12 protein-coding genes are annotated in these 13,532 nt (G+C 68.3%); 3 read left to right on the forward strand and 9 right to left on the reverse strand.

The window, feature by feature from the left end:
- Window positions 1-287: 287 nt before the first annotated feature.
- From I4J89_RS46030 to I4J89_RS46070, 9 genes are all read right to left on the reverse strand, one after another.
- On the reverse strand, window positions 288-1,220 hold the full coding sequence (locus I4J89_RS46030; RefSeq protein WP_196420566.1) for a bifunctional DNA primase/polymerase: 933 nt from the start codon (window positions 1,218-1,220) through the stop codon (window positions 288-290).
- A gap of 6 nt (window positions 1,221-1,226) precedes the next feature.
- Window positions 1,227-1,679 carry a hypothetical protein gene (locus I4J89_RS46035; protein ID WP_196420567.1) on the reverse strand — a complete coding sequence of 151 codons (453 nt, stop codon included), beginning with the start codon at window positions 1,677-1,679 and terminating at the stop codon, window positions 1,227-1,229.
- A 128-nt stretch (window positions 1,680-1,807) separates the two neighbouring features.
- Complete coding sequence (locus tag I4J89_RS46040) at window positions 1,808-2,023, reverse strand: hypothetical protein (RefSeq protein WP_196420568.1); 216 nt, start codon at window positions 2,021-2,023, stop codon at window positions 1,808-1,810.
- Between the two features lie 17 nt (window positions 2,024-2,040).
- On the reverse strand, window positions 2,041-2,298 hold the full coding sequence (locus I4J89_RS46045) for a hypothetical protein (protein ID WP_196420569.1): 258 nt from the start codon (window positions 2,296-2,298) through the stop codon (window positions 2,041-2,043).
- 783 nt (window positions 2,299-3,081) lie between these two features.
- Entirely contained in the window at window positions 3,082-3,510 is a 429-nt protein-coding gene (locus tag I4J89_RS46050; RefSeq protein ID WP_196420570.1) for a hypothetical protein, read from the reverse strand.
- Complete coding sequence (locus I4J89_RS46055; RefSeq protein WP_196420571.1) at window positions 3,507-5,069, reverse strand: DNA cytosine methyltransferase; 1,563 nt, start codon at window positions 5,067-5,069, stop codon at window positions 3,507-3,509. Before I4J89_RS46055 ends, I4J89_RS46050 begins: the two co-directional genes overlap by 4 nt.
- Window positions 5,070-5,152: 83 nt before the next feature.
- Window positions 5,153-7,117, reverse strand: coding sequence for a ParB/RepB/Spo0J family partition protein (locus I4J89_RS46060; RefSeq protein WP_196420572.1), 1,965 nt, complete (start codon window positions 7,115-7,117; stop codon window positions 5,153-5,155).
- Window positions 7,118-7,889: 772 nt separating this feature from the next.
- A complete protein-coding gene (locus I4J89_RS46065; protein WP_196420573.1) occupies window positions 7,890-8,354 on the reverse strand; it encodes a hypothetical protein in 465 nt (154 codons plus the stop codon).
- 272 nt (window positions 8,355-8,626) lie between these two features.
- Entirely contained in the window at window positions 8,627-8,893 is a 267-nt protein-coding gene (locus tag I4J89_RS46070; RefSeq protein WP_196420574.1) for a hypothetical protein, read from the reverse strand.
- Between the two features lie 157 nt (window positions 8,894-9,050).
- Between I4J89_RS46070 and I4J89_RS46075 the strand changes: the two genes are divergently transcribed.
- From I4J89_RS46075 to I4J89_RS46085, 3 genes are read left to right on the forward strand one after another with little or no spacing between them, the layout of a single operon-like run.
- A complete protein-coding gene (locus I4J89_RS46075; RefSeq protein ID WP_196420575.1) occupies window positions 9,051-10,253 on the forward strand; it encodes a tyrosine-type recombinase/integrase in 1,203 nt (400 codons plus the stop codon).
- Window positions 10,240-12,906, forward strand: coding sequence for a tyrosine-type recombinase/integrase (locus tag I4J89_RS46080; RefSeq protein WP_196420576.1), 2,667 nt, complete (start codon window positions 10,240-10,242; stop codon window positions 12,904-12,906). The genes I4J89_RS46075 and I4J89_RS46080 overlap by 14 nt, the downstream gene beginning before the upstream one ends.
- Window positions 12,903-13,499, forward strand: a complete 597-nt coding sequence (locus I4J89_RS46085) for a hypothetical protein (protein ID WP_196420577.1) — start codon at window positions 12,903-12,905, stop codon at window positions 13,497-13,499. The genes I4J89_RS46080 and I4J89_RS46085 overlap by 4 nt, the downstream gene beginning before the upstream one ends.
- Window positions 13,500-13,532 lie beyond the last annotated feature (33 nt).

Genomic DNA, 13,532 nt, shown 5'->3' on the forward strand with positions numbered 1-13,532 from the left:
GCGACGTCCGGACTGGGGCGCTGTCATGGAGTCGAATGCCGCAGAGCGCGGTATTGGCGCCGAGGTCACGAGCTCGTTCGCGGGCGTCAGCCGGCCACGGCTGAGCGCTGCGCCGACGGTGGGAAGCGGTCAGCGTGGGGGACGGAGCGAAACGTGGGGGTCGGTGGCGGTGTGGCCGTGCCACGGAAGCGGTGCACGCGGCCGGAATGCACGGCGGCGATAGCCGGTCTGACCGACGCGCCGGTGTCCTGGCCTGGAGTGGACGAGGACACCAGCGCGGACGGTTGTCAGCGGCGGGGCCGCTGCAGTCCGGCCTTCCATCCGGACCTGATCGTGCGGTGGGCTTCTGCTGCGTCGAGGCCGACGCGGAGTGCCGCGTCGGTCAGTTGGTGCCAGACCGTGGCCTCGTCGATCGCGCCGTTCGCGGCGAGCTGGCCGAGCCGGAACGCGGCCAGGTTCAGCGCGTTGTTGCGGCCGCCGCCGGTGAGGCGCCGGCCGTTGCGGATGTGCGGTCGCGGTGCCTGCCGGATGCGCTGGATCTCCCCGGTGAGCGCGGCTTGGGCGTACCGGTCCAGGTGGGTGATGCTGGGCGTGTCGCCGGGCGTCGTCAGGGGTGGCGGGGGTAGCACGAGCCGGCGTAGCGGCGGCGGGCACGCCGGTAGATCCGGTGCCGTGGTCCAGGGCTGTTGGAAGGTGTACCGGCGGCCGGTGGTGTGCAGCGACGGTGGTGCGACGATCAGACCGCCGTGGCCGCGCCAGTCCACCCCGGGTAGTAGGCCGACACGGCTGGGCAGGTCTGAGGCCGCGTACCAGAGGTGCCAGCCGTAGCCGGTGCGCACCAGCGGCGCGTCGGGGCGCACGACGCCGAGCACGTCGAGCACGGTGGCCAGGGCGTCGCCGGTATCCACGTCGCACACGTCGAGCACAGTGCCTGTCGCCAGGCCGATATTGGCGTCGGGCCACCGCTGCCACCACTGGTGGATCAACGCCGGGTCGGTCCGGGCGTCGAGCAGTCCATGCCGCAGCCGGGGGTGTTTGCCCGGGGAGTCGCACCGGTTCCTGTCGCGGCAGCTGCACGTGCCGTCCGGAAGCGGTGTGTGCAGCGGCATAACCGCGATCCCGCAGCTGGCGTACTGCACCGCGGCGCTGACGAGATCGCAGGTCGGGGTGGACGGCCGCCGTGCCGATGCGGCGGCTGCCGCGGTGATGGCGGAGGACATGAGGGTTCACCGTGGCCTGTCCCCGGCTGCGGTGAGCCCGGCGACTGCGGCGAGCAGTGCCGTCCGGTCCACCTCGCGGACCCACGCCCGCGGAACGCCGGGCCAGTACTTGCCCTGGTTTCCGCCCAGCGGGACTAGCTTGACCTTGTCTCCACGGTCGGCCAGCACGACGTGCAGGCCGTTACCGCCGGTCCAGGCCGGCGAGTGCACCGTGACCACTGCGCCGAAATCGAGCGGCGGCAGTGGCGCTGCCACGGTCGCCACGATCGCGCCGTCTTCGGGGGCGGGCAGCAGCAGCGCCTCCGGGATGCGCAGTCCCTTGCCGCCATTGACCGGCGTGAGGATGGCGTTCTTCGGACCGTGACCTTTGACGATGTAGACGATGCCGTGGTATCGCGCCGGGGTCTGCGTGGGATCGCAGATGACCTTGTCGTTGACCGGGAACCGGTGTGCGGACATGAGAACGGACTCCTGTTTGTCTGAAACGGTGAAGGCCCGCACCCCCGGGGTCGGGGTGCGGGCCTTCAGACGTGGTGATGTGTCAGAGGTGGCTCATTGCGGGAGAGTGCCTCCGCGCGGCCGGTTCTCTACAACTCCTCGGCGTGGTCGGTCTCCCACCGGGCGACCAGATCAGTGCCATCGGGGTTGACGACGGCAACGAGGTCGACGGAGAGCTCGGCGCCGGCGTCCTGCTCGGCAAGTCGCTGAGCTTGCGACAGGGTGACGTCACCGTCGACGGAGAACGCGCCCTCGCCGACGGTGTCGGAACTGATGTTGTAGCTCTGGTACTCGATCTGTGCCATGGCATCCTTTCGTCGGTTCAGGGGCTGGTTGACCACGTGCCGGGCTGCGGTGTGTCGTACGGAAAGCTGGGCTGATGCTCGTGGTCGCCGATGACGTCGCCTGGGGTTTCGGGCTGCCAGCGGGCATCTGCCGCGCAGAGGTAGCCGGAGTCGGTGACGGCGCGGCAATCGCCTCGCGTGCAGCGGCGCCGTTCGCCGTGGAAGATGATGCGGAAGCCGGGGCCGCGGTCGGAGCTGACACGCAGCGAGAGGGCAGAGTCGGCGGCGTGCACCACGATGCGCGGACCAAGCCAGTCCGTAAAAGGGGTACGAGCTGTCGCCGCCAACTCGCGGCAGCGGCCTGGTACTGCTGGGACTCGCTGCCGTAGGCCTGCGCGAGCGCGAGGACGTGCGCCTCGCAGGCCGCGATGACGTTCGCCGCCGGCGCTGTGACCTCGATGCGGACGGTGTGGGAGCGGCCGTCCTCGGGGCCTAGAAACGGCACCTCGACGGAGGGGTCGACGTACGGGCTCGGCAGGCGCTTGGACAGTTCCATCCCCGCCTCGATGGAGGCGTTCCAGCCGTAGGCTCGGCTGGTGACCGCGTCCGCGATCGCGGCCCACTGGACGGCGGGGATGGCGTACCGGCGCGGATCGAAATGCCGGTGTGGCCCGCCGTCGCTGTCCTGTTCCCCGACGTCGCTGAGCAGCGCAGCGAAGACGGCAGCAACGGTCGCCTCAACCAGGGCTTGCGCGTGCGGGGCGTCGCCGTTGATGCAGACGCGAAGATGCTGCAACTCCGGACCGGTCAGCGGGCGTCGAACGCGGTACAGGGATGCGGGCAAGACGACGGTCTCATCGGTCGTCACGGGGCAAACTCCTCTCACAGCAGCAAGCCCCGGGCCCTGAGCGGGCCCGGGGCTGCGGCAACGAAGGGGCTCAACAAGGCGACAACGGTGGCGCCTTGGAGGGAGCCGGATGGCGGCCATCGGCCAGGGCTGTAAAGCGGACACACGCGCCGGGTGCCGGCGAGCCCTACTTCGTGTAGCTCGGGGTCGACAGCATCGCGGCGGTTTCAGATCATTGGCGCCTGGTCTGCTCGCTCCATTGCAGTTCCGGGGGCACCGTGCTGGTGTGGGTGAAGGTCATGGGCTCCAGCACCAGCCGGTCGTCAACGGTGATGGACAGCCCGTAGTCGTCGCGTTCGGCCGGGGCGTCCGCGCTCGTGATCACCACGTTGAGGTCGGCGCGGTCGTCGACGGCCTGACTGACGCGGATGGTGAACGGACCAGCGGTGATCGTCGCGGTGATCAGCCCGTGCCGGTCCTCGTCTACGTCGGCGGTGAAGTCCCACGTCTCGCTCAGCAGTGGCCGCCCGCTGTGCTTGATCAGCTGGAACACGTAGTCGAGCAGATCAGCGCCGGAGGGCTCGGGCTCGGTGTTGAGCCAGGCAGTGAGCCTGTCAACCAGTACGGTGTCGCGATGCTCGTCGATCGGATGGGTGCTCATGCCGCCAGCCCGGAGTCCGCGCGGAAAGTCGGCGTCTGCCCGGACACCAGCTCCACCAGGGCCGCGATCAGATCCCGCGCCGCGGGCGGAGTAACCGCGTTACCGGCTTGCCGGACGCGTTCTCGGCGGGTGCCGAGTATCTGGTAGGCGTGGTCGAACGCCATGCCGGCCTGAATCTCCTGCGGTTCCAACATGCGGAAGTAGCAGTCCAGGACATCGATGACGTCGGCTGGTTCGGTGTCCACCAGCCCGTATCGGTCGACGGTCGACAGCGCACCCATTGGCTGCTCGACGCTGCGGGCCCGCCCACTGCTGTAGTAAGGGATCAACAGACGGGGCCACGTGAGCAGTCCGTGGTGGTTACCGGCAGCGGTGACGGTGGGCAGCGGGTCCGCGCCAGCGGGCCGAGCCACCCCGTGGTTGCGCATCGGCACGACCAGCGCGTCCTGGTGGCGGCCGGTCTGCGCCCGCAGCGGCCGGTCGACCGGCCGTACATGCGCGAGGGTCGCGCGGCCTTCCAACGGCAGGATCAGCGGAGTCCCGGCCAACTGTAGGGCTGCGCTGTCGGGCAGTGGCGGCACGGCGAGGGCGTCGTTCTCCCGGGTGGTACGCGCCGGCATGGGAACATCCAAGGGCAGGGCGTCGGTGCGCCACGTGCCGCCGACGGGCACCATCATGGGCCGGGCGTAGCGGTCCAGCCCGGCGGTGATCCGCGCCATCGTCTTGTCCGCCAAGGGTTCGCTGCGGTCACCGATACGAGTGCCGGTCAGCGCCCAGTCGATCGCGGCGGCGGCGGGTAGCACGGCCGGGTAGACCCGGTTACCGCGACAGCCGGCGTTCGGGCACGCCCACACGTACTGCCCGTGGGTGCCATAGCGGCCCCACTGCCGGTCGGGGTTCTTCCACGCCTGCACCGGCTTCTGGGTGATGCCGCACCGGTCGCAGGTGGCGTCGGGGCGGGTCCAGCGGCGCAGGTCGGGACAGCGGCCGAAGCTCTTGAGATGGCCAAGGGTGTACCAGCGGTCGCGGGACTGCGGTGCCCCGGCGCCGCCGGCCTGAGCGAACATCGAGTTGAGGTAGACGGTATGCAGGCAGTAGCCGAGGTCGGTCAGAGCGAGGCGCCACGCCCGGTAGGGCAACCATTTGACGACCTCGACCACGTTCTCGACGACGAACCCGAGGTAGGGCTGGCCGGCGAGCAGTTTCGCCTCGAGGAAGCGGGCGACGTCCCACATCGTCGCGCGGGAGCGTTCGGCGGCCTCGTCGGGCAAGGTCTGCTGGAACAGGTCGGGGACCTTGTCGGCTTCGCGGATGGCTTTGGCCTGGGAGTGGTTGGTGCACTCCGGCGACGCCCACAGGAAGGTGGTGGACGGGTAGCGGCGCGGATCGACCTGGGAGATGTCGGCACAGTCGTGCCCGGCGTGCGGCAGGTTGTGCTGGTGGGTGTGGATGGCCTTGTCCCAGTGGTTGGCGGCGATGACGACGGTGACGCCGTCGACGAGCTCGGCTCCGCTGGCGCTGCCACCGGCGCCGCAGAACAAATCGGTGAGAGTGAACACCGGAAACGTCCTCCGAAACGACGAACGGCGCGCGTCCCGTGCATCAGCTGCATGGGACGCGCGCCGTAGAGGGGCGGGAGCGGTCAGGCGGCCAGGGCCGGCTCACATTCGTGGAGTTCGGTTACCGATGTGGTGGCGTCGTCGTCGGGATCGATACCGTCGGCAGGGGGCGTGCCGACGTCGTGACCGGAGAGGTCGACATCCTCGCCGGGCTCCTGCTCGCTCAACTCGGCATGGCCGCCCGGCTCGTCGCCTTCAGCGGCCGGCGGTTCGGAGTTGACGCCGTCAGGCTGGGTCTGCGCCTGATGGTCGGTCTCCTCGGGTTCGTGGTCCTCACCGGGCTGCGTCTCACTCGTCTGGCTGTTGTCGGCCGGCTCGTCGTCTTCGCCGGCCGGCTCTTGCAGGGTGCCGGTGGGCTCGGTGTCCGCCTGCTCGTCGGTGTCCTGGTCATTTGCCGCAGGCGGCGGCTTGAGAGAGTCGTAGAGGGTGGCCTCGGCGTCGGACAGCGGGTATCTCGCGTCGACGAGCCGTTCGAGCCAGGCGGCTGCGGCGGGCTTGTCGAGGGAGTACTGGTAGCGCTGCAGGGTCTGGGAGAGGTTGTATTCCTGCCGGCATACCCATGCCGCGACCAGCGACCGGCGCAGCCGGTCCTCCCCGGCCGTCCTCAGCACCTCCGCGTCGGAGCCGCCGAGCGCCGTGTACAGGTCCTCGAAGTCAGCCGAGCGGCCCATGTTCTGACGCAGTGCCGCCGCCCGCATCGCCTCGACGGCCAGCTTGCGGGCGCCCTTCGCCGTGCCGTAGGTGCGGCACAGGAACTCGTGGCGCACCGTGGCCGCCACGACCAACGCGTCGCGGAACTCATCCTCGCGTTGCTGCTGTTCCTGCTCGGCGGCCAGCTGTTCGGCGGACATACCCGGGCGTGCCGGCTGCGGGCGCCGGGTGTAGCCGAGTGCGGCGGGGTCCTCGCAGTACACGACCGTGCGGGCGGTGGCACCGTCCTTCTCGACGAACGCGGCGAAGCCGGGCAGCTTCTTGACCTGCTCCACGTCCAGGTCACGGCCGTCGGCGTCGACCAGCTGCCCGACGTCGACGGCAGTGCTCTCGGTGGTGCCGAAACCCTTCGGCCGGCTGGTGCTCTTCACCCCGGCCAGGACCAGTTCCGCCTTCGCCCGCTCCCGCGCCAGGGCGAAGTTGCGTTTCTCCCGCTCGGCGGCAAGCGCCTGCTTGAACCGCCACTCGTTGTCCAGCTCACCCAGCAGGCGTTCGGTGGCGCGCGGGTTGTCCTTGAACTCCTCCAGAGCCATCGCCTGCTCGATGGTGAAAGTGCCCTCGTTCAGGGCGTGCTGGGCGAGCTTGGGCAGCTCGCGGGCACGCAGAGCGGTGCGAACCTCATCGGTCGAGATCGCTCGGACCTTCGCGATCTCCTCGGCTGTCAGGCCTTCCAAGGTGAGCTGGTGGTAGGCCTCGGCCTCCTCCATCGGGGTGAGACCGGCGCGGTGCCCGTTCTCCAGCAGCATCCCCATGATCTGGTGCGCCGCACCTTCGTCCGGCACGAGCCAGCACGGCACCATGTACCGGCCGGTCTCGATGGCGGCGTACTTACGACGATGCCCCATGAAAATGGTGAAGCCCGGGTCGGCGGCGGCCTGCGCTGCGCTCTCCGCGTTGACGGCGCGTATCTGCTCTGCCGCCTCAACCGGGTCGTCGGACAGCATCAGCGCCGGCGGCTGCCTGTCGATGAGCACGAGCGGCACCAGCACACCGACCTCCGCGACGGAGGCCCTGAGATCGTCGATGTCTCGGGGGTTTCTGCGCGGGTTGCGCGGGTTGTCGTACAGCGTGCGGGCGTCGACCCAGCCGGCCCGGATGGGCGGCAAGTTCTGATCCTCGCCAACGTTGAGGTGCACCGGCCCGGTGACGATGTCACCGATGAGTACCGGCTGCGCGACTTCCAGCTCGGCGCCGGTCGCGGCGGAGGTGTCATCGGTAGGCAGTCCGTCGCTGCCGTCGATGGCTGTGGTGTCCGGGGACAGGGTTGCTGAGCTCACAGTTGGTGTCCTTCCAAGCAGAAGGGGTGAAAAGGAAGCCGCCGCCCGCCCGGCGATGCGCACGGACGGCGGTGCTGGCGCGATCCGAGTGGGCCGCCCGATCGGCGCCGACCCGTCAAGACCCACCCGAGGCCGGTGCGACGTCACGCCGCGGGTGCGCCGGTGGGTCTTGCGGGGCCAGCCGCGGGCGGCCAGGATTCGCCGCCAGCAACCCGGCGTGCCGCGCTACCAAGGGCGACCAGAGAAGATGATGGTCAAGCGGTCGCGGCTGCGAGCGTGCTGGGCTGCCAGAACTGAGACGGCAAATCGCACTCCAGAACGACAGAAAGCCGCCCGCAGCCCCTCACCACGCCCTGGGAGAACCCGGGCAGGAGGAGCCGCAGACGGCTTCGAGAACAGAGAAGAGCTGACAGCGGATCTGACGGGCCGACCGGCGCCATTCACGAGTGCCGGTTGTCCGTCAGCATGATTCACGCAGTTCGCGGGTTCGGTTCGGTGCCGGCTGCCGACCTCACGGCGCTCGGCCACGGGCATGGGTGGCCTTGCCTTGGTGGCTGGGGACGGCTCAGGTGCAACGGCCGGCAACCTGGATGTCGCAGCGGTGACGAGCAGCACCTGCTGGCGCGGATGGGTCAGCGACGCAGTGATCGTGCCGGCCGACGGGCGAAGGCACGGACCAATCCGGGCAGTAGGTGGTTTTCGGCCACCTGGCTCGTGTGACCGTCGTGGCAGCCTTGGCCGTTAACTGGCCGAACCCGTGAGGGTCTGGCGACTACTGCCGCCACGGCTGGGCGAGCTTGCTGCGCAGCTGGGCCTCGAACTCGTCGATGGTGGTCGCGGTAATGGCTTCGTAGTGCTCGGCGGCGTCGGCCAGGGGCGCCTGCGGAAGGCCGGCTTGTTTCCACATGCGGGCGTAGAGGCCGGCGGCGCTGGTGTTGAGCGGAACGCGTCGGCTTATCTCGGCGAGGGCGAGGCAGCATTCGGCGGCGGTGCCGGGCCGGGTGTCTGCGCCGGTGGCGACACGGTGTAGCAGTTCGCGGCAGTGCGCTCGATATACGTCGGTGCTGCGTAGCAGGTCGAGGTCTGCAGGGCGCAGCAGCGTGAAGCTTTTCTGGATGTGGGCTTCGGCGTGTGGGTACGTGCGGACGGCCTTGGTGATTTCTTCCTCGGCCAGCTCCATGGCCTGGAAGTGGCGCTGGAAGACGTTAATGTCGGGGACCAACTGTTCGAGATCCACGAGTCTCCTCTCAGGCGCTGATATCTGGCGACGAGACGGTTCAATCGGGTCAGCAGCGGGCCTGTTGCTGGCAGTCGGCGAGCCGGGCTAGCGGTTCGACGGCCTGGGCAGTGGCGGTCAGCGGCACGATCGGAGCGCCGCCGCAGTCGTGGCCGTTGTGATTCGCGGTTCGGCAGCGCGAGGGCGCAGGCGTGCCGAGGCGCAGCGCGGGCTGATCAGGGCGGACCCGCGCAAACGCGCAGGTAGCGTGAGCGCCCGGCCGAGCGCCGCGGTCAATCCGCCGTAAACAGGTCGTGTTTCGGGTACGGCATGCGCGGCAGCGCTATCCCGCGAGCCGTTGCGCGCCGCGCGGCTCGTCCTCCGACGCACAGCAGATAGCGATGTTTGCCTCGACGCTTCTCGCGGCGGGCACCGATCTTGACCAGTGAGGTCTTCAGCCACGCCGCCCGTTGCTGTTCGCCGAGTCGGCGCAGATCGCCGGGATCGTCGGCGCCCAAGGCGACGAGCCGGCGTACTGCTCCGTACGCGCCCTGTTCCATCCGGCGCAGCTTCGACGTTAGTTGAGGTGGGGCGAGCCTCCCCGTCTTCCGGGGAAAGGCGGTCGAACAGCGCCAAGCACAGGGAGTTTCGTTCGGTTTCCAGGACACAGGAGACCGGGGCGGGGAACATTTCGGTGGAAAGTGCTACTTTCCGACCATGTACGAAGGTCTGCCGGCGGTCCAACTTGTTCGGAGGGGCATTGCCGGCGACCTCGCGTTCTGGGCACCGCTGGTCGGTTCGACCCTGGAACGCGAACCAGTAGTTGAGCAGTATCTGCGCAACCTCGTGGTAGGCCGGGGTCGGAGCGAGCGGACGACGAAGAGTTACGCCGGCTGGCTGGTTCCGGCGATCCAGTACCGGCGCATCAAAGAGCAGAGCTGGGAGTCGTTCGCGGCGGACATGGACGAGTTCCTGCTTTGGCGCAGAGCCCTGCGACGCGCGAACTCCGGTCGGGGCATGGCGGGGCCGTCTCGGCAGACCTTGCAGAGCATGATGACGGCGATCAGCGGGCTCTACCGCTTCGGCGTCCTGCACGAGTTGGTCAGCAGGGACGTGATGTCCCTGCTGTTCGAGGTCACGGACGAGCTGGGGTCGCCCGTGCACCTGCGAGCCGGTTGGAGCGGCGGCCCAGAGCTGCGTCTTCGGTCGCGCTACGTCATCAGATCGGGTACAACGACCGCTGACCGGCAGGTGCGGCAGCATCGCGAGCAGCGGCGGCCGGTGACGGCCGAGGAGTTCGCCCTGTTGATCGGTCAGGTGACCTCTGCCAGAGACGCGTTCTGCCTGGCCTTGATGCGCTACTGCGCCCTGCGCGTCGGCCAGGTCGTGACGCTCAAGAGAGATCGCATCCACGCGATGCCGGACGCCGTGCCGTGCCCGTCGCGTCGGATGGGCCCGCATCTGCATGTGGAGCCAGCGGTCGATCATCCGCACCACGACGGGGTGAAGCGTCGGGATCCGTTTGCGGTTCCGATGGGCGCCGCCGTCGTGCAGCTGTGGTGGGCCTGGCTCGAGGAACGCGCTGGGATCCGCGGTGCCACTGAACAGCCGTGGCTGTTGCTCGCGTTCGCCGGCCCGTTGGGTCGCGAGGGACAAGCTCTGGGCAGCTCGGCGGTCCGGGAGATGGTGAAGGTGGTGGCTAAACGGGCTGGACTTCGGCATATCACTCCTCATCTATTGCGCCACGGGTTTGGGCAGGAGGCCGCCGACGTGGACATGCCACCGGACCTGCTGCAACGGCTGCTTGGGCACGCCAGCATCGAGTCGCAGACCGTGTACCGACAGACCTCGGACGAAGCCGTAGCAGCGGCAGTGCTGCGCCTGGAGAACGCCCGGCAGGTGCGCATTGAGAACCGCTGAGATCGCAGCTTCGAACGCTGGATTGGCGTTCGCCGGGCCGCCCGCCGACAAGTACGAGCTCAAGGCCGTCGACCTGCAACCCGACTGGGAGCTGTGCCAGACGCTGGGGCTGAACATGCGGACTCGCGTGTGGATCTTTCGGCCCGGGCAGGCGTGGCACACGGTGCCGGCGTCCTACCGTCCTCCGCGCGGCGACCTGGGGCGGCTCGAACGCGAACTCTGCCGGATCTGTCGGATGCCGGGCTTCGAGCGAACCGGTGACCGCGGCCTCGGACTGTGCAACCAGCACGGCTCCGAGCTGAATCGACTGAATCTGACGCTGGAGCAGTACCTGGCGCGCGACCCGGCTCCGCTCCCGACCTTCGGGCGGTGCCGGGCGCGGCAAAACGAGACCGAACCATGCCCGCGCTGGGCGAGTGCATCGACGCACCGACTGTGCTCTGTCCATGGCAAGCGCTGGCGCAAGCTCGGGAAGCCGGACGTTGACGATTGGGTTCGGGTGCCACAGCCGATCAAAGAGACGACACCCGGTAACCTGATCGACCTCAGCGCGCTCAACCAAGTGCAATTCCATCAGGTGTGCTGGGCGATCCAGACGGACTACCGCGAGCACGTCGTCCTCTCGATCGGCAACACCAAACACGCAGTCAACTGGCTGCGCGACCACGGCGGCGGGCGCGCCGTCAGCGAGATCGATCCCAGCGAGCTCGAAGAGGTCTACTGGAGCCGTCTGGTCCGCTGGATCGGTCGTGCCCGTTGGGCGTTGGCGACGGGTGACGATGAGCTGCAGCGCCCAGTGATCCGGCTCGGGGTCCTGAACCCGAAGTACCGCAACCGGACCGTCGACATCAGCGATGTGACCCAGCCCTGGCTGGTGCAGCTCGCGACGCTCCACATCCGGCATGTCGCAGCGCTCGGCAGTGGCGCCACGAAGATTACCGAAAGCGGTCGGCTGTTCCGTTGGTGGAGCGCCTACCTGCTGACCCTCGGCGACAGAACGCCAGCGCAGATCCTCAGCGAGGACGCGTGCGACGGATTCGCCCGCTGGCTCCAACGGCGCGTGGTGGACAGCACGCAGTACCTGATGCTGCAGAGCTTCGACGACGGAGCAGGCGCGCCGCCGCAAGCCGAGCGAGACAGAATCGCAGCCCGGCTCCTGACGCCGAACCCGAACAGCCGCGACAGAAACCGGCCGGTGCTGCTCATGACCACGAGTAACCGTGGCAACCTTCTGCGGCTGCTGAACGTGATCCTGTTGACGCACATCGACTATCTGCGGAAGCTCGGCGGTCACGCACCTGGCTGGCGCGTGAGTAGGGCGCAGATCAGCAGTCAGGACGAGGAAGGGAGACTGAACCGGCAGGCCAAGGGGTTGGCCGAGGAGGACAAGGCGCTCCCAGCGGTAGTGTTCGATCAGCTGCGCGCTCACCTGGCCCTTCTCGGCGCTGACGGGCTGGCCCGCAACGGCGTCGAGTTGCTGATGCACCTGGGACGCCGGCCAGAGGACCAGATGAACTTCCCGTTTGACTGCATGTCGGTGGTCACCGATGTCATCGATGGGGAGGAACGCACCTACCCGCGTCTGCGCTACACCGATCGGCTCAAGGACGGCAAGGGTGGCCACGTTGTGGACATCCCAGTGTTTGAGCGGGCCGCCGCCGTGATCCGCCGGCAGCAGGACTGGCTGCGCCGTACCTACCCGAGGTGGTTCAACGACTCTGGAGAGCCGCTCAACCCGAACCTGCGGCTGTTCCCGAAGACGATCAACAACCGGGACGGCACGGTGCCGCTGAGCGGTTCGGTGATCAACTCCTGGATCCGGCAATGGGTCGGCAAGGGCAGCAAGGGCCACGCCGGTATCCAGCAAACGCCGAAGATCGTGGGACCCGACGGAATTGGGTTTCCGCTCTTCCGCCTCACCGCATACTCGCTGAGGCATACGTTCGGCCAGGACCTGCACGACGCCGGCGTGCCCCTGGACACGATCCAGAGGTTGATGGGTCACGACAAGCTGCTGAGCACGCAGGTCTACGCACGGCCGACCATGGCCGATCAATGGACCGGCCTCAAGCAGCTTGAACAGGCCCGGTCGGCGCGGATCACTGGTGACGGAAACGTGGTGCTCCTGCCCATCCCCACGACGCTGGCCGATCATGAGGACATCACCCGCGCCACGATGGAATGCGGCAGCTGCGCCGAGAAGGGCAACGTGGCCCGGCACGGAGCGGCCTGCCAGTTCGGAAGCGAATGCCTGAACTGCTTCTTCTTCCGCGCCACCGTGAGCGACTTGCCGGATCTGCATCGGACCCGGCACCGCAAAGCCCGGTTGCTCGCCCAGCAAAGGGCGCGGCTGATGCCGCAAGGCCAGTTGGCGAACGCGCTGGCAACCAAGGTGCAACTCGAGGTGGAACGCCTCGACGACCTCATCGCCACCCTGGAGGAAGAGATCCGCTCCAGCGACATGGTCACCGACGACGACCGGCAGCTGATCTGGGACACGCTCGACCGCATGGACCGCATCGATCGGGAACTGCTCGAACCGCTCGGATCGAAACGAGGCCTCGTCCGAGCCCTCGTCGACGAGCGGACCTTCCATCCCCTCGCCGCAGCCGAGATGTCGGCCACGGCTGGACGCGAAGAGGTCCTGTTGTGACCGCGACGAAGCCGACCCGCACGGAAATCTTGGTCGGCGGCCGGATGAAGGCCATCGACCGCAACCGCGTCCGCAGCGGCCAGGCACAGCGACGGGTCGAAGCCGCGATCGTCGAGATGGAACGCTCTGGCCGGCCGCTAACGAACACGGCAATTCACGCCTTGGCGGACGTGCACGAAAACTGGCTCTACGAGCACAAAGACGTGAAGGCCTACGCCGACAGAGTCCGCGCCCAGATCCGGCGGGACAGGATCACAGCCGCAGCAACCGGCCAGACTGAGGTGGCCGAGCAGCTGAAGACCGAGAACGCACAATTGCTGGCGCGGAACAAGAACCTGGTCAATCAGCTGCGCGTCGTCCAGCAGGCGCTCGCGCAGGCTCGGCTGGACCAGATGGACGCAACGGTCACCTCCGCCGAGCTTGACCGCGTCGGCGCGATGCAAGATCGCATCTCGGACCTCGAGTCCGCCAACCGGAAGCTGACCCTGGAGCGCAACACGGCAGTCATCGAGGCCCGGCGGCTGAAGCGTGATCTTTCGGCTACAGAAGCCGCGCTGGCGTCCGCCGAGCGACGAAGCGTGCCGACAAGCTGAGATGGTTGCTTCAAACGAACTGCGCACCGCCCC

It is taken from the genome of Actinoplanes aureus, from assembly GCF_015704865.1.
GTDB lineage: Bacteria > Actinomycetota > Actinomycetes > Mycobacteriales > Micromonosporaceae > Actinoplanes > Actinoplanes aureus.

Excerpts from the sequence above, each read along its gene's own strand:
- I4J89_RS46030 (WP_196420566.1), bottom strand. The coding sequence starts at position 1,220 with ATGTCCTCCGCCATCACCGCGGCAGCCGCCGCATCGGCACGGCGGCCG.
- I4J89_RS46035 (WP_196420567.1), bottom strand. The coding sequence starts at position 1,679 with ATGTCCGCACACCGGTTCCCGGTCAACGACAAGGTCATCTGCGATCCC.
- I4J89_RS46040 (WP_196420568.1), bottom strand. The coding sequence starts at position 2,023 with ATGGCACAGATCGAGTACCAGAGCTACAACATCAGTTCCGACACCGTC.
- I4J89_RS46050 (WP_196420570.1), bottom strand. The coding sequence starts at position 3,510 with ATGAGCACCCATCCGATCGACGAGCATCGCGACACCGTACTGGTTGAC.
- I4J89_RS46070 (WP_196420574.1), bottom strand. The coding sequence starts at position 8,893 with ATGGAACAGGGCGCGTACGGAGCAGTACGCCGGCTCGTCGCCTTGGGC.
- I4J89_RS46075 (WP_196420575.1), top strand. The coding sequence starts at position 9,051 with ATGTACGAAGGTCTGCCGGCGGTCCAACTTGTTCGGAGGGGCATTGCC.